Annotated in this window: 17 protein-coding genes and 1 pseudogene; 11 read left to right on the top strand and 7 right to left on the bottom strand. The window is 63.3% G+C overall.

What is annotated here, in order from left to right:
- The first annotated feature begins 20 nt into the window (after positions 1–20).
- The 3 genes and pseudogenes from IVA87_RS28905 to IVA87_RS28895 all read left to right on the top strand — a co-directional run bounded on the left by IVA87_RS28905 (position 21) and on the right by IVA87_RS28895 (position 3,192).
- A pseudogene (locus tag IVA87_RS28905) lies at positions 21–787 on the top strand (AAA family ATPase).
- An 885-nt stretch (positions 788–1,672) separates the two neighbouring features.
- Positions 1,673–2,236 carry an SRPBCC family protein gene (locus tag IVA87_RS28900; RefSeq protein ID WP_247279904.1) on the top strand — a complete coding sequence of 188 codons (564 nt, stop codon included), beginning with the start codon at positions 1,673–1,675 and terminating at the stop codon, positions 2,234–2,236.
- Between the two features lie 2 nt (positions 2,237–2,238).
- Entirely contained in the window at positions 2,239–3,192 is a 954-nt protein-coding gene (locus IVA87_RS28895; RefSeq protein WP_247295421.1) for a cytochrome D1 domain-containing protein, read from the top strand.
- A 265-nt stretch (positions 3,193–3,457) separates the two neighbouring features.
- Here IVA87_RS28895 and IVA87_RS28890 read toward each other — a convergent pair whose 3' ends face one another.
- The 5 genes from IVA87_RS28890 to IVA87_RS28870 form a co-directional block, all read right to left on the bottom strand.
- Complete coding sequence (locus IVA87_RS28890) at positions 3,458–4,126, bottom strand: HAD family hydrolase (protein WP_247336335.1); 669 nt, start codon at positions 4,124–4,126, stop codon at positions 3,458–3,460.
- Between the two features lie 142 nt (positions 4,127–4,268).
- Entirely contained in the window at positions 4,269–4,874 is a 606-nt protein-coding gene (locus IVA87_RS28885; RefSeq protein ID WP_247336333.1) for a hypothetical protein, read from the bottom strand.
- Between the two features lie 158 nt (positions 4,875–5,032).
- Entirely contained in the window at positions 5,033–8,008 is a 2,976-nt protein-coding gene (gene uvrA, locus IVA87_RS28880; RefSeq protein WP_247336330.1) for an excinuclease ABC subunit UvrA, read from the bottom strand.
- 287 nt (positions 8,009–8,295) lie between these two features.
- A complete protein-coding gene (locus tag IVA87_RS28875) occupies positions 8,296–8,964 on the bottom strand; it encodes an outer membrane protein (RefSeq protein ID WP_247279901.1) in 669 nt (222 codons plus the stop codon).
- Positions 8,965–9,196: 232 nt separating this feature from the next.
- Positions 9,197–9,979, bottom strand: a complete 783-nt coding sequence (locus IVA87_RS28870; protein WP_247279900.1) for an outer membrane beta-barrel protein — start codon at positions 9,977–9,979, stop codon at positions 9,197–9,199.
- Between the two features lie 448 nt (positions 9,980–10,427).
- Between IVA87_RS28870 and IVA87_RS28865 the strand changes: the two genes are divergently transcribed.
- The 3 genes from IVA87_RS28865 to gyrA all read left to right on the top strand — a co-directional run bounded on the left by IVA87_RS28865 (position 10,428) and on the right by gyrA (position 14,006).
- Complete coding sequence (locus tag IVA87_RS28865) at positions 10,428–10,922, top strand: single-stranded DNA-binding protein (RefSeq protein WP_247295213.1); 495 nt, start codon at positions 10,428–10,430, stop codon at positions 10,920–10,922.
- 138 nt (positions 10,923–11,060) lie between these two features.
- Entirely contained in the window at positions 11,061–11,183 is a 123-nt protein-coding gene (locus tag IVA87_RS35190; RefSeq protein ID WP_256466510.1) for a hypothetical protein, read from the top strand.
- 93 nt (positions 11,184–11,276) lie between these two features.
- Positions 11,277–14,006: a DNA gyrase subunit A gene (gyrA, locus tag IVA87_RS28860; protein ID WP_247295211.1), complete on the top strand. Its 2,730-nt coding sequence runs from the start codon at positions 11,277–11,279 to the stop codon at positions 14,004–14,006.
- 195 nt (positions 14,007–14,201) lie between these two features.
- On the opposite strand, the gene IVA87_RS28855 is transcribed toward gyrA, so the two are convergent.
- Positions 14,202–16,055, bottom strand: coding sequence for a KUP/HAK/KT family potassium transporter (locus tag IVA87_RS28855; protein WP_247295419.1), 1,854 nt, complete (start codon positions 16,053–16,055; stop codon positions 14,202–14,204).
- A 300-nt stretch (positions 16,056–16,355) separates the two neighbouring features.
- Positions 16,356–16,613 carry a hypothetical protein gene (locus tag IVA87_RS28850; RefSeq protein WP_247295208.1) on the bottom strand — a complete coding sequence of 86 codons (258 nt, stop codon included), beginning with the start codon at positions 16,611–16,613 and terminating at the stop codon, positions 16,356–16,358.
- 245 nt (positions 16,614–16,858) lie between these two features.
- Between IVA87_RS28850 and coaD the strand changes: the two genes are divergently transcribed.
- From coaD to queA, 5 genes are all read left to right on the top strand, one after another.
- A complete protein-coding gene (gene coaD, locus IVA87_RS28845) occupies positions 16,859–17,353 on the top strand; it encodes a pantetheine-phosphate adenylyltransferase (protein WP_247295205.1) in 495 nt (164 codons plus the stop codon).
- A gap of 38 nt (positions 17,354–17,391) precedes the next feature.
- Complete coding sequence (locus tag IVA87_RS28840) at positions 17,392–17,955, top strand: peptidylprolyl isomerase (RefSeq protein WP_247295203.1); 564 nt, start codon at positions 17,392–17,394, stop codon at positions 17,953–17,955.
- 9 nt (positions 17,956–17,964) lie between these two features.
- On the top strand, positions 17,965–18,375 hold the full coding sequence (locus IVA87_RS28835) for a hypothetical protein (RefSeq protein WP_247295201.1): 411 nt from the start codon (positions 17,965–17,967) through the stop codon (positions 18,373–18,375).
- Entirely contained in the window at positions 18,372–18,836 is a 465-nt protein-coding gene (locus tag IVA87_RS28830) for a peptidylprolyl isomerase (RefSeq protein WP_247295200.1), read from the top strand. Before IVA87_RS28835 ends, IVA87_RS28830 begins: the two co-directional genes overlap by 4 nt.
- Before the next feature lie 141 nt (positions 18,837–18,977).
- The gene (gene queA, locus IVA87_RS28825; RefSeq protein WP_247295198.1) at positions 18,978–20,051 is read left to right on the top strand and encodes a tRNA preQ1(34) S-adenosylmethionine ribosyltransferase-isomerase QueA; all 1,074 of its coding nucleotides are present in this window, start codon (positions 18,978–18,980) and stop codon (positions 20,049–20,051) included.
- Positions 20,052–20,132 lie beyond the last annotated feature (81 nt).

The raw sequence follows: 20,132 nt of genomic DNA, 5'->3' as shown, positions 1-20,132 counted from the left end.
CTCCGCATCCGACCCCCTCCATGCTCTGGGAGTCGTCTTCAGAATCTCTCTTGCTCTCCAATGCAATAGGCCAGAGAAATCCATATGCGATTCCCCTGCCATCTTCAGGGATGAGTTCGATCACAGCTTCGAGTCCGCGGTCACGATCATCGTCGGCGAGAACGGCGCCGGAAAATCGACCATTCTTGAGGGCATCGCGGGGTTGGCCGGCTTTGCCAGCACGGGCGGCCGCAAGGGCTTTCAGGAGATAGACGGCGGCGGCATCGAAATCACTGGCGAAGAGCTGTCGTCTGCGTTGCGGGGCGCGTGGGTCCCGAAGGTGACCGACGGCTGGTTCTTCCGTGCCGAGACGTTCTTTTCGATTGCGCGCTACATGGACCGCTCGGCCGTGAGCGCCGCGCAAGCCATGGAGGGCGTGTTTGGTGCAAGCGTTCAGGAGGCGCCGGACTATCTCTCCTTTTCCCATGGCGAGGGCTTTTTGGTCTTCTTCGAGGAGCGCTGCCAGAAGCAGGGCATCTACATCTTCGACGAGCCGGAATCGGCGCTGTCGCCGGCGCGGCAGATGGATTTCCTCAAGCTCCTGCATCGCATGGATCTCTCCGGCAATTGTCAGGTGATCATGGCGACCCACGCGCCCTTGCTGATGGCCTATCCGAATGCGCAGTTGCTGCGGCTGGGTAAATACGGCCTCAAGCCCGTTACGGTTGAGCAGACCGATCATTATCGGGTGATGCATGAATTTTGCGCCGACCCGCGCGGCTTCGTGGAGGCCACGCTGGCGGAATGATTGAGGGCAATCGTCACACCCACTCTCCCGGTCGTCATTGCGAGGAAAGCGAAGCAATCCAGAGTCTTTCCAGGGTGACAGTTTGGATTGCTTCGCTTCGCTCGCAATGACGCAGTACGCGGTATGGAAGCAGCCTGCATCCACCTTGGCCTTTTGGTTGCAAGCACAGGTTCATCTTCTCGCGGCACATCTGCCCGAGCTTTATGGTGGTCGTCGCCCTCGAAGATGCCGAGGGCGCAGGGAAGACCTGGCGCCGGCTGGCGCCCGCGGTCCGCTGTGCGCAAATGCGCTGGAAACACATGCACAGCGGCATACAGGGCAGCCTGGACATCCCGGCCTTCCCTGCGCAGTGGTTTGACGGCTTATGTCGTGCTCTCCTCGGGGAGCGATGCACTATTGCCCCCGTCGCCTTGCGGATGGCTGATGCCGCGGACCCGGTCGGGCTGCAGGCATCACCGCAACACTTGGCGCACAGACCCCGGGCGCCAGGACCACACGATTTTGCCGTACGCAGGCTGCACCCATCGTATGCGCGCGGCATTGGCTCACGGAGTGACCCGCCCTGCAAACCATCTGCGCGCGGCGCTGCCCGCGTCCACCACGTCCCATCCCGCGTTCGTGACGATCGCGATCCGCCCCTCGGCCCGGGTTGGGGTGACCGAAACATGCGATAATTCCGAATTCTAGTAAAGCGAATTATTTTGAATGAACGCATTGACCTTGGCCTCGTGTGGTTGCCCGTCAGGCAACGCAAGGGATGGTGTGGATATTCGACACCACGCCCGCCACAAGCGCGCCACGAACACGTCTCCCCGCGGTCCAAAAATGCGCTACGATGACCTCAGCGCGCTCCAAGTCGCGCAGATTGATGAATGAGGAAACGACATGAGGATGACGATGGGAACGGCGATCGCCGGGGTGGCGGCGCTGGTGGTGGCGGGGATGGCTCTGACGGCGGCTCTTGAGCCGGTCTGGGCCCATGGGCCGACACGGCAGAAGGTGCGGGAATCCATCGAGATCAGCGCGCCGCCGGCCAAGGTCTGGGCGGCGATCGGCAATTTTCAGGACATGAGCTGGCTCCCGCCCGTCACCAAGACTGAGGGCCAGAAGGGCAACGAGATCGGCGCGACGCGGACGCTGACCCTAACCGGCGGCCCGACGGTCGAGGAGGAGCTCTACAAATACGAGCCCGACATGCTGAGCTATTCGTACCGGATCACCAAGGTCGACGTGAAGGTGCTGCCGGTGACCAATTATTCCTCGACCTTGACGGTGTCGCCTGCGCCGGATGGCAAGGCGAAGCTGGAATGGGCCGGCGCGTTCTATCGTGGCTATCCCAACAACGATCCGCCACCGGAGCTGAGCGACGAAGCCGCGGTGAAGGCGGTGAGCGGGCTGTACAGGGCCGGGCTCGAGTCGCTCAAGAAGAAGATCGAGAGCGGTAGCTGATGGTGCGAGCGCTGGTCCTGGCGGCCTTGGCCGCCAGCCTTTGCGGTGCCGGTCTCCCACGTGCGTCCGCCGACGAGGCGTTCGTCACCAACCAGCTCAGCGACGATCTGATGGTCGTGGACCTCGCCACTGCGCGCAGCGTTGCAACCATTCCGATCGGAGGCAAGCCGGCGGGCGTCGCCGTCAGCGCGGACGGACGTTTTGCCTATGTGACGAGCCCCGATGGCAAGGCGGTGACGGTGGTGGACGCGGCCGCGCGCCAGGTTGCGGGGCGGATCGAGGTGGGCGGCGGGCCGCTCGGCATTGCCGTCGCGCCCGATGGCAAGACCGTCTATGTCGCCGACTGGTATGCCGCCGCGGTGCGGGTGATCGATACGGCTTCGCGCAGCGTCACGGCCAGCATCGCGCTCGGTGCCTCGCCATCGGGCCTTGCGGTGACGCCGGACGGCAAGCTGCTGCTCTCGGCAGACCGCGACGACGACAGCGTCTCTGTGGTGGACACGACGACGCGGCAGCGCAAAGCAATGATCAAGGTCAGCACGCGTCCTTTCGGCATCACCATCGACGCCGCGGGCAAGCGCGCCTACACCGCCAATGTCGGATCCGACGACGTTTCCGTGATTGACATCGCCGAAGGCCGCGAGATCGGCCGCGTGCCGGTCGGGATGCGGCCCTACGCGGTGGCGCTGACGCAAGGGCGCGGCTTCGTCACCGACCAGTATGGCGGCACCGTCAGCGTGTTCGATCTGGCGACGCTGAAGCCAATCAAGCGCATCAATGTCGGCGATTATCCCGAAGGCATTGCCGCCACCGCCGACGGCAAGCGCGTCATCGTCGCCTGCTGGGAGAGCAACACGCTCAACATCATCGACGCGACTGATCTGAAGGTACTCGGCGAGGTCAAGACCGGCGACGGCCCGCGCGCGTTCGGGGCGTTTTTGCGCAGGACGGAGTAGGGCGGTAGCCCGCATGAGCGAAGCGACATGCGAGACACCTTCCCGGACCGCGATTCCGCGTTCGCTCGTTTGAGCTGTGGCGAACAAGCAGCTTCATCGGGCTACGAGGCCTATGATTGTTGATCGGCGCGTACGCGCGGTTTTCGCGTCGCGTGGGATGAGAACTCATCTCGGATCGCCTTTGCGATCATCTCGTCCTTTTCGCTCGCAATGTCCGTTGCGCGGCCCCGATCAGCAAGGTCGAAGACAGCGGAAATACCTTCATTTAGGTTAGAGGCAGCTGACATGTAGGTTTCTCCGGCCAATCCTGCCCTAGGCAAATGTTGAGAATATCTTTCATTTGGTGGAAAAGGAAATCCGGCCCCAGCGCCCGCAGCGCCGCCGGGGCCGCATAGCCCCAGCACACTGCACCGCAGGCAATGCCGACGTTGCGTGCCGCCTCGATGTCGCGGACCTCGTCGCCGATCGAAATGACCTTGCTAGGCTCGACGCCCGCGCGCCCGATGACCCGGCGGAATTTCGCCGGCTTGCCGAACAGCGACGCCGAGCAGTCGAAATGCGAAAACAGCGCGGCAGCATCCCCGAGCTTCTCGCGCGCATTGGCTTCGCTGTCGGACGTAACCAGCGCGAGCTGCACGCGGTTGTCGGCAAGCGTCTGTAGCATCGCCTCGACACCGGCAAACAGCGAAATCTCGCTAGCTGCCTCCGCCTTCAGCCGCCGCGCATGCCGCGCGATCGCCGGCAGCTTCCACAAGGGCACCTCGAGGTGGCTGAGGATCTCGCGGCTCGACGCATGCCGCAGCTTTTCGATGTCCTCATCCTTCACGCGGCGAAAGCCGAAGCGATCGGCGACGTCGTTGATGGTGCGCAGGAACCAGGGGAAGCTGTCGGCGAGCGTGCCGTCGAGATCGAAGATGGCGAGGGAGTAGGGCATTGATCTCGCTGAGCGCTTTGGTTCGCGGAGCCTTTAGTTCGAACGTGACGTTGCGGAAGAGATTTACGTCCATTTCACACAGCGCGGCCGTCACAAAGCGAGGACTTTGATCTTTGGGTTGGCAAGGTCTCGCTGTAGGACGCTAGCTTCGCTCGGGTGTTGGGAACAATTTTGTGGGCCTGGTGGCGTCCGCCGCAATGGCAGGGCGGCGCAAGCGCTCCCCCGCCCATTCTACGAAGGCCGCGCGCGCGGAGGAGTCACCAATGACTCGTGCCGGAATGAAAAACCCCTGTCTCGCACTGTACCAGAATGCGACCATGACTGGGCTATCTTGAATCGTCGCAATCTCGTCCCAAGACATCCGGCTCTCGGTGTTCGGACCTCTGTGGACGATCGAGAAGTCGTCAAAAATAACGTGCCTCGTCTTCTGACTGAGACGATCCAACTCAAAGAGTTTCTCGAATATTTGGCGAGAAATCCAGCTCGAGACAAAATACATGTAGAGCTGTCCCACTACTAAGCACAGTATCGCGGCAAACACGGCGGGCGGCGTCAGCCACTCCTGAAGTAAGGCGATATAGCTTGCCACGATCATGAAGGCATAAACGGTCAACGCCAAGGTCATTTGGCTACGCCAATCGATGAGGGCCTTCAGGTTGGCTTTCGCAAGTCTTCTGAAGAATCTATCTTCTTCTCTAGAAATTATGAATTCGAAGCTAAAGCTGGATGAATCGGCTGCATCGCTCAATCTAACCTCCTGCAGGCGAAATCAAAAAAGTATAGCATCAACCTTCAACTGAACCACAGATTGTTGGCCGAGGCGCCACTTGAGATGCGTGCTAACGAATGCGCGTCCGACTGGTCCGAGTCATTTCCGGGAAATTCGATCACGGCTGCGAGGCGGCGTCACTCCGCCGCCTCGCTCGTCCTCCCGCGCTTCGGCTTGCTTGCCTTCTTCAGCACCGGCTCCAGGAACTTGCCGGTATAGCTCCGCGGTGCCTTGGCGATGTCTTCCGGCGGGCCCCAGGCCACGATCTCGCCGCCGCCATCGCCGCCTTCGGGGCCGAGATCGATGACCCAGTCGGCGGTCTTGATGACCTCGAGATTGTGCTCGATGACGACGACGGTGTTGCCCTGCGCGACCAGCTCGTGCAGCACTTCCAGCAGCTTCTTGACGTCGTGGAAGTGCAGGCCGGTGGTGGGCTCGTCCAGGATGTAGAGCGTGCGCCCGGTGGCGCGCTTCGACAGCTCTTTTGCCAGCTTGACCCGCTGGGCTTCGCCGCCGGAGAGCGTGGTGGCCTGCTGGCCGACGTGGATGTAGTCGAGGCCGACGCGGTGCAGCGTGTTAAAGGTCTCGCGAACGCGCGGCACCGCCTTGAAGAACTCGGCGGCCTCCTCCACGGTCATGTCGAGCACGTCGGCGATGCTTTTGCCCTTGAACAGCACCTCCAGCGTCTCGCGATTGTAACGCTTGCCCTTGCAGACGTCGCAGGTGACGTAGACGTCGGGCAAAAAGTGCATCTCGATCTTGATGACGCCGTCGCCCTGACAGGCCTCGCAGCGGCCGCCCTTGACGTTGAAGGAGAAGCGGCCGGGCTCGTAGCCGCGCGCTTTGGCCTCGGGCAGGCCGGCGAACCATTCGCGGATCGGCGTGAAGGCCCCGGTGTAGGTCGCGGGATTGGAGCGCGGGGTGCGGCCGATCGGCGACTGGTCGATGTCGATGATCTTATCGATGTGCTCGAGGCCCTCGATGCGGTCGTGCGGCGCTGCGCCTTCGCTGGCATTGTTGAGCTTGCGGGCGATGGCACGATAGAGCGTATCGATCAGCAGCGTCGACTTGCCGCCGCCGGAGACGCCGGTCACGCAGGTGAACAGGCCGAGCGGAATCTCGGCAGTGACGTTCTTGAGGTTATTGCCGCGCGCATTGACCACCTTGATGGTGCGGCGATGGTTCGGTGGGCGCCGCTCCGGCACCTCGACTTCGAGCTCGCCGGTCAGGTACTTGCCAGTCAGGGATTTCGGATTGCGCATGATCTCCGCGGGCGTGCCCTCGGCGACGATGTGGCCGCCGTGCATGCCGGCGCCGGGGCCGATGTCGAGCACGTAATCGGCAAGCCGGATCGCGTCCTCGTCATGCTCGACCACGACAACGGTGTTGCCGAGGTCGCGCAGGCGCTTGAGCGTATCGAGCAGACGGGCGTTGTCGCGCTGGTGCAGGCCGATCGAGGGCTCGTCGAGCACGTAGAGCACGCCGGTCAGGCCCGAGCCGATCTGCGAGGCCAGGCGGATGCGCTGGCTCTCGCCGCCGGACAGCGTGCCGGAGGATCGGGACAACGTGAGATAGTTGAGGCCGACGTCGAGCAGGAAGGTGAGGCGCTCGCGAATTTCTTTCAGGATGCGCCCGGCGATCTCGTTCTGCTGCGCGTTGAGCGCATCGGGCACGGTCTCGAACCATTCGCCGGCGCCCTTTACGGACAGCTCCGAGATCTCGCCGATATGCTTGCCGCCGATCCTGACGCAGAGCGCCTCGGGCTTGAGCCGAAACCCGTGGCACGCCTCGCAGGGGACGTCATGGAAATATTTCGCCAGCTCCTCGCGCGCCCACTCGCTCTCGGTCTCGCGATAGCGGCGGTTGATGTTGGTGATGACGCCCTCGAACGGTTTTTTGGTGTCGTAGGAGCGCACGCCGTCTTCATAGGAGAACTTGATCTCATCCTCGCCGGAGCCGTAGAGAAGCGCGTTTTGCGTCTTCTTGGGCAGGTCCTTCCACTTGGTGTCGAGCGTGAACTTGTAGTGCTTGCCGAGCGCGTTCAGCGTCTGCACGTAATAGGGCGATGATGACTTGGCCCAGGGCGCGATCGCACCCTTGCGCAGCGTCAGATCCTTTTCGGGGATGACGAGATCCTCGTCGACATGCTGCTCGACGCCGAGCCCGCCGCAGGCGGGGCAGGCGCCGTAGGGATTGTTGAAGGAAAAGAGTCTCGGCTCGATCTCGGGGATGGTGAAGCCGGAGACCGGGCAGGCGAACTTTTCCGAGAACAGGATGCGCTCGGGCCCGCTCTTGTCGTGGATCTTCGCGGTCTTTTTTTTCTCTTCCGCGGGCGCGGCCGCCGGCGTGTCGGCGAATTCGACGACGGCAAGGCCTTCGGCGAGCTTCAGCGCGGTCTCAAAGCTCTCGGCGAGGCGCTGGCCGATGTCGGCGCGCACTACGATCCGGTCGACCACGACGTCGATGTCGTGCGGGAATTTCTTGTCGAGCGTCGGCGCCTCCGCCAGCTCGTAGAAGGTGCCGTCGATCTTGACGCGCTGAAAACCCTTCTTGAGCCATTCGGCCAGCTCTTTGCGGTACTCGCCCTTGCGGCCGCGCACGACCGGGGCGAGCAGATAGAGGCGCGTGCCTTCCGGCAACGCCAGCACGCGGTCGACCATCTGCGACACGGTCTGGCTCTCGATCGGCAAGCCGGTGGCCGGCGAATAGGGCACGCCGACCCGCGCCCAGAGCAGGCGCATGTAGTCGTAGATCTCAGTGACCGTGCCGACCGTGGAGCGCGGATTCTTCGAGGTCGTCTTCTGCTCGATCGAGATCGCCGGCGACAGCCCGTCGATCTGATCGACGTCGGGCTTCTGCATCATCTCGAGGAATTGGCGCGCATAGGCCGACAGCGATTCGACGTAGCGGCGCTGGCCTTCGGCGTAGATGGTGTCGAAGGCGAGTGAAGATTTGCCGGAGCCCGACAGCCCCGTGAACACCACCAGCTTGTCGCGGGGAATCTCGACGTCGATGTTCTTGAGGTTGTGCTCGCGCGCGCCACGGATCGTAATCGCGCGCAGGCTTGAGCCCGCGTTCTGTTGTTGGCGCTTGGCCTTGATCACTTCGTCCATCCCGCTGGTCCTCAAGGAATCCCAAAGACGCGCGCTCGCGCCAATGTAAAAGGCGCGCTTCGCCCGGAACCGGGATCGGCGCCGATGGGTATGTCAGCGAACGTAGGAAGAACGCGAGCGGATTTCCAGTGGCACGTGCGAATCGTCAACGGATTGTTGGTGCGCTGGCGGCATCTGGCAGCAGCAGGAGCGAGCGGAACTGCGCGGATCGAGCCGTAAAACAAAAAGGCCGGCGCGAGGCCGGCCTTTCGTGACGATGTGACGTCGGTAGGCGATCAGTATTCAGCTCAGTACTTGGCGACCACTGGGCCCCCGAAGTGATAGTTCACGCCGACCTGCACGGTGTGGAAGTTGATCGTGCCGGAGGCCAGCGGAGCGCCAAGATTAGAGAAGTAGTTCTCGCTGCCGAGGCTACGATAGAGGTACTCGCCCTTGACCGACCACTGCGGAGCGAAGAAAGCTTCGACGCCCGCACCGACGGTCCAGCCGGAATGCCACTTGCTGTCGGAGACGCTCACGCCGAGGGCGCTGACGGTGATCTTGTTGTCGATCCAGGCGTAGCCGCCGGTGCCGTAGAACAGGACGTTGTTAACGGCCCAGCCGATTCGGCCGCGCACGGTGCCGAGCGCATCGGTCTTGGAGGCGACAGTGATGCCAAGTGCGGTCGCCGAAGCGCTCACGTCAGCCCAGGCGCCATCCGCCTCGATACCGAACACGACGTTGCCGGTCTGCCAGTTGTAGCCGGCGGTGCCGCCGACGAAGCCACCCTGCATCCGCGGATCGGACGCGTTTTCCCAAGCGCCGCCGCCGACGACGCCGAGGTAGAAGCCGGTCCAGTTGTAGACGGCGGCCGGAGCGATCGGGGCCTTGGTATAGGGGCGTGCTGCGAGGTCAGCGGCCGAAGCCGGAGCAGCGAGAGCGAACAAACAGGCCGAAGCCAACAAAACCTTTTTCATTTTCAACTAATCCCAGTCCCAGTTTCTGTTGTCGCCTTCCATGCCGAAGGCAGCGGACTCAACGGCCCAACTAATGCCGTGCTTACACCGCTAAAGCCGCAAGTTGTGTCTCCGAAAAGCCACAACAGCCACAAAACGTCTTGATCACTGACTTATCCGTCCGTCTGCTTCGGATAAAACGAAAAAGGCCGGCACGAGGCCGGCCTTTAATCCTTGAACGAAATCAGAGCGATCAGTACCTCGCGACCAGCGGGCCGCCGAAGCGGTAATTCAGCCGGACGAGACCGATGTCGACATCCTGGCCAATTCGGTCGCTCCCGAACACAACGCCCGCCGGCGTGGTAAAGCCGATCGTGCGGTGGCCGAGGAAAATGTGGTCGTATTCGACGCCGACCGACCAATTTGGTGCGAATCCGAATTCCAGACCGGCACCCACCGTGCCACCCCAGCGGGTTTCACGTGCCGATGCCAGCAGCGTGCCAGCGCCCGGGGTGCCTGCGGCGGCATAGACGTCGTACTTGTCCCCGACCACAGCGGCGCCGCCCTTCACATAGAACAGCACATTGTTCCAGGCATAGCCGACCTGCCCAGTGATCAGGCCAAAACTGTCGATGCGAGAGCGGTTACGATCACCGGTGACCAAAGCGGTGCCAGGGAATAGGGTGCTCACGTTGTCGCCGGAAAAGTCAGCCCAGTTGCCCTGGCCCTCGAAGCCGAACACCCAATTGGTCGACTGCCAGCGATAGCCAATCTGGCCACCGACCGTGCCGCCCGTTGCGTTGTGGCAGCCTTCGCCAACCAGAGTGCCGGTAACAGGCGTCACAAAATCCCAGCACTTGTGGCTCGAACCACCGCCGCCGTTGATACCGATGTAGAAGCCGCTCCAATCGTAGATCGCGGCAACGGCGGGAGCCGGAGCCTTGGTGTATGGGCGCGCAGCGAGATCTGCCGCGCTTGCGGGAGCCGAGAGGCCCAGCGCCATTGCACCGATTGCACTAAACAGAATCTTATTCATTGCAGTCTCCCCAGTTTCGACCGCTTCTCAAACTCCCCGAAGCGGCTAATTAAGGCGCGACGCCCATATGAACTAATTCCGAGGCAACCCTAGCTTACGAAACCGGCAAAGTCCGTCTCCGAAATGCCACACTCGCTGACCGAATGAGCCAAGCGCAACTTGATGAATGTTAAGCGGTTTCTGCCGTTCGCGGGAACCCAAAAAAGTTCCATCGAGCCGCTGCCTTCATCACCAACATCGCGGCTTGAAGGGCCCGATATCCGCCCCGATCGTCACAAAGAACAAATCTGGAACAAAGCCAGTGGCGGTGCTATATGTGGGGATAACCCGAGGGGTGATGGGCTGAGCGGCGCCCGCAAGCGTATAGGGTCGCCTCAACGGGCGGCGGAGGAACGCAGAGGGCGGACTCGGCCTTTGAAATTCAGTGGCATTGGAGTGGAGAGCGGCGATGGCGGGAAGCGTCAACAAGGTCATTCTGGTTGGAAATCTCGGCAAGGATCCCGAAATCCGCCGCACCCAGGACGGGCGACCGATCGCCAATTTGAGCATCGCCACCTCTGAGACCTGGCGCGACAAGAACACCGGCGAGCGCAAGGAAAAGACCGAATGGCATCGCGTCGTGATCTTCAATGAAGGGCTGTGCAAGGTCGCCGAGCAGTACCTGAAGAAGGGCGCGAAGGTCTACATCGAGGGCGCGCTCCAGACCCGCAAATGGACCGACCAGAGCGGCGTCGAGAAGTACTCGACCGAGGTCGTGCTCCAGGGCTTCAACTCGACCCTGACGATGCTCGACGGTCGCGGTGGCGGCGGAGGCGGCGGCAGCTTCGGCGACGAACCCAGCGGCGACTTCGGCTCGTCCGGTCCCGTAAGCAGCGCTCCGCGCCGTCCCGTTGCCGCTGGCGGTGGCCGCAACAGCGACATGGACGACGATATCCCGTTCTGAGAACCCGGATCACGCGGCCGAGGCGCATTGCCTGATTGGGCTCGCCTGGTGTGCCGTGTCAGCAATTCATGTTCATCGGCGGGGTGGGCTCGGATTTTCCGGGCCCGCTTCATGTTTGACGTGAGCTCGGATTGCGCCATGACAGATATTCTGACAGGGCACTCGCAGCGCGATCTTGAGGCGATGGAGGCCATTGCCGAAGGCCGCTTCCGCACCTGTCGGGAGCGGGGCTCGGAAGGGCTTAAGTTGTTGGAAAAATAGGCGGAAAAATCGCTTGCCCTGACCTTCGCGAGGGTAGTTATCGCGGCCCCGATGCGCTATATGATTCCCAGATAAACCTGACCGGATTTCCCCTTGGCTGACGACGAAAACAAGCCCGGCAACCAGCCGGCGCAACCCTCGGACATTCGCCCCGTCTCCATCCTCGACGAGATGAAGAAGTCCTACCTCGATTACGCCATGAGCGTGATCGTGTCGCGCGCGCTGCCCGACGCGCGCGACGGCCTGAAGCCGGTGCATCGCCGCATCCTGTTCTCGATGAACGAGGAAGGCTATACGCCGGACAAGAAGCACAAGAAGTCGGCCGGTATCGTCGGCGACGTCATGGGCCAATACCATCCGCATGGTGACCAGGCGATCTACGACGCGCTGGTGCGCATGGCGCAGCCTTTTTCGATGCGCGAATTGCTGGTGGACGGGCAGGGCAATTTCGGCTCGGTCGACGGCGATCCGCCGGCGGCGATGCGCTACACCGAGTCGCGCCTAACCAAGATCGCGCTGAAGCTGCTCGACGACATCGACAACGAGACCGTCGACTTTCAGGACAATTACGACGGCTCGAGCAAAGAACCGGTGGTTCTGCCGGCACGGTTCCCGAACCTGCTGGTCAACGGCGCCGGCGGCATCGCCGTCGGCATGGCCACCAACATTCCGCCGCACAATCTCGGCGAGGTCATCGACGCCTGCCTGGCGTTGATCGACAATCCTTCGCTGACCATTGACGAGCTCAACAACATCATCCCGGGCCCGGACTTCCCGACCGGTGGCATCATTCTCGGCCGCCAGGGCATCCGCAGCGCCTACCATCTCGGCCGCGGCTCCATCGTGATGCGTGGCAAGGTCACCTTCGAGACGATCCGGAAGGAGCGCGAGGCGATCGTCATCACCGAGATCCCGTATCAGGTGAATAAGGCGACGATGGTCGAGCGCATCGCCGAGCTCTACAAGGAAAAGAAGATCGAGGGCATCTCCGACCTGCGCGACGAGTCCGACCGCGATGGCTACCGCGTCGTCGTCGAGCTCAAGCGCGATGCCATGCCCGACGTGGTGCTGAATCAGCTCTACAAGTTCACGCCGCTCCAGACCAGCTTCGGCGTCAACGCCGTCGCGCTCGATTCCGGCCGTCCGCAAACGATGAACCTGAAGGACATGCTGACGATCTTCGTCGGCTTCCGGGAGCAGGTCGTCACGCGCCGGACCAAGTACAAGTTGCGCAAGGCGCGCGAGCGCGCGCATGAGCAGGTCGGCCTCGCCATCGCGGTCGCCAACATCGACGAGATCATCAAGGTGATCCGCACCTCGCCCACACCGGCGGCTGCGCGCGACACCCTGATGACGCGAGACTGGCCGGCGCGCGACGTCGAGGACATCATTACGCTGATCGACGATCCGCGCCACCGCATCAACGAGGACGGCACCATCCGCCTGTCGCTGGATCAGGCCAAGGCCATTCTGGAATTGCGTCTGGCGCGGCTCACTGCGCTTGGCCGCGACGAGATCGGCGACGAGCTGTCAAAACTTGCCGGCGAGATCGGCGACTATCTGGAGATCCTGCGCTCGCGCGCCCGCATCCTCGACATCATCAGGACCGAGCTCGCCGAGGTGAAGGCCGAGTTCGCCACGCCGCGCCGCACGGTGATCATGGAGCAGGAAGGCGAGGTCGAGGACGAGGACCTGATCCAGCGCGAGGACATGGTCGTCACCGTCTCCCACGCCGGCTACGTCAAGCGCGTGCCGCTGTCGGCCTACCGGGCGCAGCGCCGCGGCGGCAAGGGCCGTGCCGGCATGCAGACCCGTGACGAGGATTTCGTCAGCCGCCTGTTCGTCGCCTCCACGCACACGCCAGTGCTGTTCTTCTCCTCACGCGGCCAGGTCTACAAGGAAAAGGTCTGGCGCCTGCCGATGGCCGCGCCGAACGCGCGCGGCAAGGCGCTGATCAACATCCTGCCGCTGGAGCAGGGCGAGCGCATCACCACCATCATGCCGCTGCCCGAGGACGAATCGACCTGGGGCAATCTCGACGTGATGTTCGCCACCACAGGCGGCAACGTCCGGCGCAACAAGCTGTCCGACTTTGTCGATGTCCGCCGCTCCGGCATCATCGCGATGAAGCTCGATGACAACGAGGCGATCGTCGACGTGCAGATCTGCACCGAGCACGACGACGTGCTGCTGACCGCCGCCGGCGGCCAGTGCATCCGCTTCCCCGTTACCGACGTGCGCGTGTTCACCGGGCGCACCTCGATGGGCGTGCGCGGTATTGCGCTTGGCGAAGGCGACAAGGTGATTTCGCTCGCGATCCTGCGCCATGTCGAGACCACATCGGACGAGCGCTCGGCGTACCTGAAGATGCGCCGTGCGGTCGCCGGCGAAGCCGCGACTGAGGAGACCGCCGCGGACGGAGAGGCCGAGGAGACCTCCGGCAGCTTCCAGCTTGCCCAGGAGCGTTACGCCGAGATGTCGGCGCAGGAGCAGGTCGTGCTCACCGTCTCGGTCAATGGCTACGGCAAGCGCACCTCATCGTACGAGTACCGCACCACGGGACGCGGCGGCAAAGGCATCGTCGCCATGAGCGTCAACAACCGCAACGGCAACTTGGTTGCGTCCTTCCCCGTGGAGGATGCCGATCAGATCATGCTGGTCACCGACAAGGGTCAGCTGATCCGCTGCCCGGTCGAGGGCATCCGCATCGCCGGCCGCTCGACCCAGGGCGTGATCGTGTTCGACACCGCCGAGGACGAGCACGTCGTCTCGGTCGAGCACATCACCGAAGAGGCGGAGAGCAACGGCACGAATGGGGAGTAACGTTTAGCGCAGATGGAGCAGGAGGTCGGTGCCAAGCGCCGACCAAAGGCACAATCCGGACCGCATGTTGCCGAACGTTCGCAATCCCGGATTACGCTTGCGCTCCATCCGAGCTGCGCATTTGCGCTGCTTCGCAAAGCTGCAGCCCGAACCGTCGATGCGGTCTGCGCCGCAATCGGCCACGCACTCGATGCTTCAGATCTCCAGCTCCGTGCCGAACTCCACCACCTGCTTGGTCGGCACGCCGAAGAACGCGGCCGAGCGTTCGGCATTGCGCTGGAGGAAAGCGAACACGCTTTCGCGCCAGACCCACATGCCCGGCACGTCCTCGCGCGGGATGATGGTCTCGCGGCCGACATAGTAGGTGACGTCGGAGAGATCGATGCCGGGCAGCTTGCCGAGGCGCCCGACGAACCCCAATCCCTCATAGATCGTCGGGTTCTGCATGAAGCCGTAATGCAGGATCACGCGGGTGATGCCGGGAATGATCTCGATCACCTCGGCCCGTTCTGCGTCGGGAATGTGCGGGGATTCCTCGATCAGCACGGTGACGAGCAGCACGCGTTCGTGCAGCACGCGGTTGTGCTTGACGAACTGGGTCAGCGCCAGCGGCACGCCGCGCGGCGCGGAGGCGAGGAACACGGCAGTCCCCGGCAGCCTGGCGCGGCATTTGTTGACCGCGGTCTCGATCAGGTCTTCCTCCGGCTGGCGCAGCTTCGCCCGCGCCGCCTCGACCAGCTTCACGCCGGCGCGCCAGGTCAGCATCAGGAAGGCGACGAGGCCGGCGAGCAGCAGCGGAAACCAGCCGCCCTCGAACAGCTTGATCGAATTGGCGGAGAAGAAGATCACGTCGATCACGAAGAAGGTGCCGTTCACGGCCACCACGAGCCAGGGCGAATATCCCCATTGGATCGCCACCAGGGCCGCGAGCAGCGTAGTGATTGCCATCAGCAGCGACACCGCGATGCCGTAGGCGCCGGCGAGCGCGTCCGACGTGCCGAAGCTCAGGACCGCTCCCAACGTTGCGGCGGCCAGCAGCCAGTTCACCAGCGGCACGTAGATCTGGCCGATCGCAGCGCTGGTGGTGTGGCGGATCAGCATGCGCGGCAGGAAGCCGAGCTGGATCGACTGCTGGGTCAGCGAGAACACGCCGGAGATGATCGCCTGTGAGGCGATCACGGTCGCAACCGCGGAGAAGGCGACGAGCGGATAGTGCAGGGCGTCGGGGCAGAGCTGGAAGAACGGATTCTCGATCATGGCAGGATCGGTGATCAGGAGCGCGGCCTGACCGAAATAGTTCAGCACCAGCGCGGGCAGGCAGACCGCGAACCAGGCGAGCCGGATCGGCAAGCGGCCGAAATGCCCCATGTCGGCATACATGGCTTCGCCCCCGGTCACCGCGAGGAAAGCGGCGCCGAGGATTCCGAAGGAGATACGGAAATCCTGGTGGATCAGGAAGTCGACGGCATAGAGCGGGCTTAGCGCCGCCAGCACCGCGGGCGCCTTGACAATGCCGTGGATGCCAAGCGCGGCAAGCACGACGAACCAGGCCAGCATCACCGGGCCGAAGATGCGGCCGATGAAGCCGGTGCCCTGCTTTTGCATCATGAACAGGCCGATCAGGATCGCGATGGTGACGGGCACGACGACGGGCGCAAGCGAGGGGGCGTCGACCTTGAGGCCTTCGATGGCGCTGAGCACGGAGATCGCGGGGGTGATCGCGCCGTCGCCATAGAGCAGGGCGGCGCCGACGAGGCCGACGACCAGCAGATGCGCCCGCCAGGTGCCAGGCTGGGCATTGCGGGCGTGCAGCAGCGCCAGCAGCGCGACGATGCCGCCTTCGCCGCGATTGTCCGCGCGCAGGATCAACAACGCATATTTGAGCGAGATGATGAGCAGCAGCGCCCAGAGAATCAGCGAGGCAACCCCCAGGACAGCATCGTGGCTTAACGTGCCGCCATGGGCAGCCGCCTTGGCGGCTTCCTTCAGGGCGTAGAGGGGACTGGTGCCGATATCGCCATAGACCACCCCAAGGGCGCCCATGGTCATGGCAAGCGGCAGCGGATCGGGATGATGGCCGGAAGCGACTGCGGGCGTACTAGACAATGGCGACCCCCGATGGGAATCGCGCCCGACGGATCATTCCGGCGAGCGCGAGCATCACGCAGTCTGCGACGAGACGTCGCAAATATCCATGGGGTTTGTATTGGGTCTAGCCGGCTAGCGCATGACCCCGAAAAGTGCCCAGCGGTTTTTCGAAAAGATCATGCTCAAACAACAACCTAAAGCGCGATGACGATTCATCCTGATCTCATCGCGCTGTGGCTGACGTGAAACTGACAGGTCCGACTAACGGGTCCGATCGGCAGTCACGAGGCGTGCCTCGCGGACATTGGCCTTGGTGCCGGCGCGGCGCAGACACGAGGCTTCGAAGTTGGGCCAGGCCTGCTGCGAGCAGTCCTTGCCGATGCTGCGGATGTCGAGCCGGTCGCTCTTGGCCAGCGGCTGCGGCACGCTGGCTTCGACGGTCGGGGCGAAGCCGGGCAGCAGGGTGAGGGCGGCAGCAGCACATGCAGAGATGGCGATCGCCGAAAGAGCCTTGATCATTGACAGTCCCCTGTGATGCGGCCGCTGCGCCTTGTGTGCGGCCCGTCATTCGTTGGCTGGATTAGTAACCATGGCCAGTTTCCAGACGTCTTCGCCGGAGCGGGAAATGGTTTCGTGGATGCGCCCTTTGTTTCGTGGCCGCCCCCAGGACGAAACAATTCGAGGGATTCCGACATGGTTTGCGGAAAAACCGGCAGGGAACCCGCCCGACTTGCCGGCCCGGGCCGGGCGGGGTAGGAGGAGCCATGCCGCGCATCGCCTTCTATCCCGGTTCCTTCGACCCCATCACCAACGGCCATCTGGACGTGGTCCGGCACAGCGTCTCGCTGTGCGACAGGCTGGTTGTCGCAATTGGAGTCCACCCCGGCAAGAAGCCGCTGTTCTCCACCGAGGAGCGGCTGAAGATGCTGCACGACGTCTGCGGGCCGGTGGCGGCCCAGGCCGGCTGCGTGCTCGAAGCCGTCACCTTTGACGATCTGTCGGTTACTTCGGCGCGCAAGCACGGCGCGACCATCATGATCCGGGGCCTGCGCGACGGCAGCGACCTCGATTACGAGATGCAGCTTGCCGGCATGAACGAGGCCATGGCGCCGGAGGTGCATACGGTGTTCCTGCCGGCCTCCCCAATGGTTCGCCCGATCACCGCCACTTTGGTGCGCCAGATCGCCGGCATGGGCGGAGACGTTTCGGCCTTCGTCCCGCCGCTCGTTGCGGCACAGCTCAAGGCAAAATTCGCCTGATAACGGCGCGCTTCTTCCTCATCTGATCCGGAGTTGTCATGATCCGAATTCTCGCAGTTCTTGCCGCGCTCGTGTTCGCGGCGCCGGCGGTGGCGCAGCAATTGCCGGCGAACCTCGACAAGGCCAACGCCATCGTCATCGACAGCACCAAGGGCCGCATCGTCATCAAGCTCAGGACCGACATCGCGCCCCAGCATGCCGAGCGCATCAAGCAGCTCGCACGTGAAGGCTTCTACAACAACGTGCCGTTTCATCGCGTAATGGACGGCTTCATGGCGCAGACCGGCGACGGCCAGAACGGCAACGGCACCGGCGGCTCGAAATATCCGAACCTGAAGCAGGAATTCTCCAAGGTGCATTTTGCGCGCGGCATCGTCGGGATGGCGCGGCGCGGCGACAGCGTCGACAGCGCCAACTCGCAGTTCTTCATCATGTTCGCCGACGGCGGCAGCCTTGATAACCAGTACACGGTGATCGGCGAGGTCGTGCAGGGCATGGAGGTCGTGGACAAGCTGAAGAAGGCACCGCCCGGCTCGCCGAGCGGCACCGTCACCGATCCCGACAAGATGGTGAAGGTGCAGGTCGCATCCGACATCAAATAGGAGAGGCCGATGGCGCGCCGCGGTGGCAAGCTCCTGCTGGTTGCCGCGATGCTGCAGCTCGGCATCCCCGGTGCGGCCGCCGCGGATGCGCAGGTCAACACCATCCAGGACATTTTCCGGCATCTGCGCACCTGCTGGAAGCCGCCACCGCCGGCCAGGGCGCGCCCACTCGACATCACCGTCGTCGTGAGCTTTAACCGGGCCGGAAACATTCTGGGCCATCCGAGGATTACCTATGAATCCGCGGAGGCCTCCGACGATGACCGGCTGCAATACCGGATCGCGGTGATGGAGGCGTTGCAACGCTGCACGCCGATGCCATTTACCGAGGCAATGGCCGGCGCCGCTGCGGGGCGTCCATTCGCAATCCAGTTCCGCAGCCGGAAGACTTCACCCCCAACGCAAGAGAGACGAGCATGAGCGTCACCGAAAACACCCTGATCCTCGAGACCACGCAGGGCCCCGTCACCATCGAGATGCGACCTGATCTGGCGCCCGGCCATGTCGCGCGCATCAAGGAGCTGGTCCGCGAGGGCTTTTACGACGGCATCGTGTTCCATCGCGTGATCGACGGCTTCATGGCGCAGACCGGCTGCCCGCAGGGCACCGGCACCGGCGGCTCCGGCAAGAAGCTGAAGGCCGAGTTCAACAAGGAGCCGCATGTGCGCGGCACCGCCTCGATGGCCCGCGCCGCCAATCCCGACTCCGGCGACAGCCAATTCTTCATCTGCTTCGACGACGCCCGCTTCCTCGATAACCAGTACACGGTGTGGGGCAAAGTCACCGAGGGCATGGAGAACGTCGACAAAATCAAGCGCGGCGAGCCGGTGCAGAACCCCGACAAGATCGTCAAGGCGCGGATGGCCGCGGACCAGGAATAAGTGCTCGATCCTCATCCTGAGGAGCGCAGAACGCGCGTCTCGAAGGATGAAGGCCGCTGCTGCAGTTTGGCCTTCATGGTTCGAGACGGCGCCACGCGCCTCCTCACCATGAGGGTCTGACTGTGCGGCGCTGAACTCGATATGCGCACCGATCTCTTCGATTTCGACCTGCCGCCCGAGCGTATCGCATTGCGTCCGGCGAGCCCGCGCGACTCCGCGAAGATGCTGGTCGTCGAGAATGGCGCGTTGCGCGACCAGACTATTTCCGACCTGCCACAATGGCTGAAGCCGGGCGATCAACTCGTCGTCAACGACACCAAGGTGATCGCGGCGCAGCTCAAGGGCCGCCGCATCGGCCGCGAGACCGAGCCGAAGATCGAGGCGACACTGATCAAGCGCCTCGACGGCTCGCGCTGGCAGGCGCTGGTCAAGCCGGCGAAGAAGCTCACAGCCGGCGACCGCATCCGCTTCGGCAATGAAGGCAAGGTCTGCCTGCTCGGCCATCTCGACGCCGAGGTCGAGGCCAAGGGCAATGAAGGCGAAGTGACGCTGTCGTTCTCGTTTCACGGGCCCACGCTCGACCAGGCCATCGCCGATCTCGGCAGCCCGCCGCTGCCGCCCTATATCGCCTCCAGGCGTACGCCTGATGATCAGGATCTTGCCGACTACCAGACGATGTTCGCAGCGAACGAAGGCGCCGTCGCTGCGCCGACCGCCGGGCTGCATTTCACCCCCGCGCTGGAGCAGGCGCTGCGCGAGCACGGCGTCGGCATCGACCGCGTGACGCTACATGTCGGGGCAGGGACGTTCCTGCCGGTCAAGGTGGACGATACCGAGAGCCACAAGATGCATGCCGAGTGGGGGACGATCTCGGCCGAGACGGCGGAGCGGCTCAACACCGCGCGCAAGAACGGCGGCCGCATCATCGCCGTCGGCACCACGTCGTTGCGCCTGCTCGAGAGCGCGGCAAGCGAGGACGGCACCATTCAGCCGTTCGCGGCGGAGACCTCGATCTTCATCACCCCCGGCTATCGCTTTCGCGCCGTCGATATTTTGTTGACCAATTTCCACCTGCCGAAGTCGACGCTGTTCATGCTGGTGTCAGCGTTCTCGGGTCTGGAGACGATGAAGCGAGCCTATGCGCACGCCATCAGGAGCGGCTACCGGTTCTATTCGTATGGCGATGCGTGTTTGCTGTTCCGGGCAGAGCCGTAAGGCGGATGAGCGAAGCGAAATCCGGAATTCCTGCCTTGCGGCTTCCCGCATTTCGCTGCGCTCATCCCGGCTACAACACCG

Source organism: Bradyrhizobium sp. 147 (assembly GCF_023073935.1).
GTDB lineage: Bacteria > Pseudomonadota > Alphaproteobacteria > Rhizobiales > Xanthobacteraceae > Bradyrhizobium.
The sequence above is the reverse complement of the archived record's forward strand: the minus strand, read 5'-3'. Positions and strand labels throughout refer to the sequence as shown.

What these genes read in the sequence shown, in the direction of transcription:
- IVA87_RS28900 (WP_247279904.1), top strand. Translation starts at nt 1,673, where the DNA reads ATGAGGATGACGATGGGAACGGCGATCGCCGGGGTGGCGGCGCTGGTG.
- IVA87_RS28890 (WP_247336335.1), bottom strand. Translation starts at nt 4,126, where the DNA reads ATGCCCTACTCCCTCGCCATCTTCGATCTCGACGGCACGCTCGCCGAC.
- uvrA (WP_247336330.1), bottom strand. Translation starts at nt 8,008, where the DNA reads ATGGACGAAGTGATCAAGGCCAAGCGCCAACAACAGAACGCGGGCTCA.
- IVA87_RS28875 (WP_247279901.1), bottom strand. Translation starts at nt 8,964, where the DNA reads ATGAAAAAGGTTTTGTTGGCTTCGGCCTGTTTGTTCGCTCTCGCTGCT.
- IVA87_RS28870 (WP_247279900.1), bottom strand. Translation starts at nt 9,979, where the DNA reads ATGAATAAGATTCTGTTTAGTGCAATCGGTGCAATGGCGCTGGGCCTC.
- IVA87_RS28865 (WP_247295213.1), top strand. Translation starts at nt 10,428, where the DNA reads ATGGCGGGAAGCGTCAACAAGGTCATTCTGGTTGGAAATCTCGGCAAG.
- IVA87_RS35190 (WP_256466510.1), top strand. Translation starts at nt 11,061, where the DNA reads ATGACAGATATTCTGACAGGGCACTCGCAGCGCGATCTTGAGGCGATG.
- IVA87_RS28855 (WP_247295419.1), bottom strand. Translation starts at nt 16,055, where the DNA reads ATGACCATGGGCGCCCTTGGGGTGGTCTATGGCGATATCGGCACCAGT.
- IVA87_RS28850 (WP_247295208.1), bottom strand. Translation starts at nt 16,613, where the DNA reads ATGATCAAGGCTCTTTCGGCGATCGCCATCTCTGCATGTGCTGCTGCC.
- coaD (WP_247295205.1), top strand. Translation starts at nt 16,859, where the DNA reads ATGCCGCGCATCGCCTTCTATCCCGGTTCCTTCGACCCCATCACCAAC.
- IVA87_RS28840 (WP_247295203.1), top strand. Translation starts at nt 17,392, where the DNA reads ATGATCCGAATTCTCGCAGTTCTTGCCGCGCTCGTGTTCGCGGCGCCG.
- IVA87_RS28835 (WP_247295201.1), top strand. Translation starts at nt 17,965, where the DNA reads ATGGCGCGCCGCGGTGGCAAGCTCCTGCTGGTTGCCGCGATGCTGCAG.
- IVA87_RS28830 (WP_247295200.1), top strand. Translation starts at nt 18,372, where the DNA reads ATGAGCGTCACCGAAAACACCCTGATCCTCGAGACCACGCAGGGCCCC.
- queA (WP_247295198.1), top strand. Translation starts at nt 18,978, where the DNA reads ATGCGCACCGATCTCTTCGATTTCGACCTGCCGCCCGAGCGTATCGCA.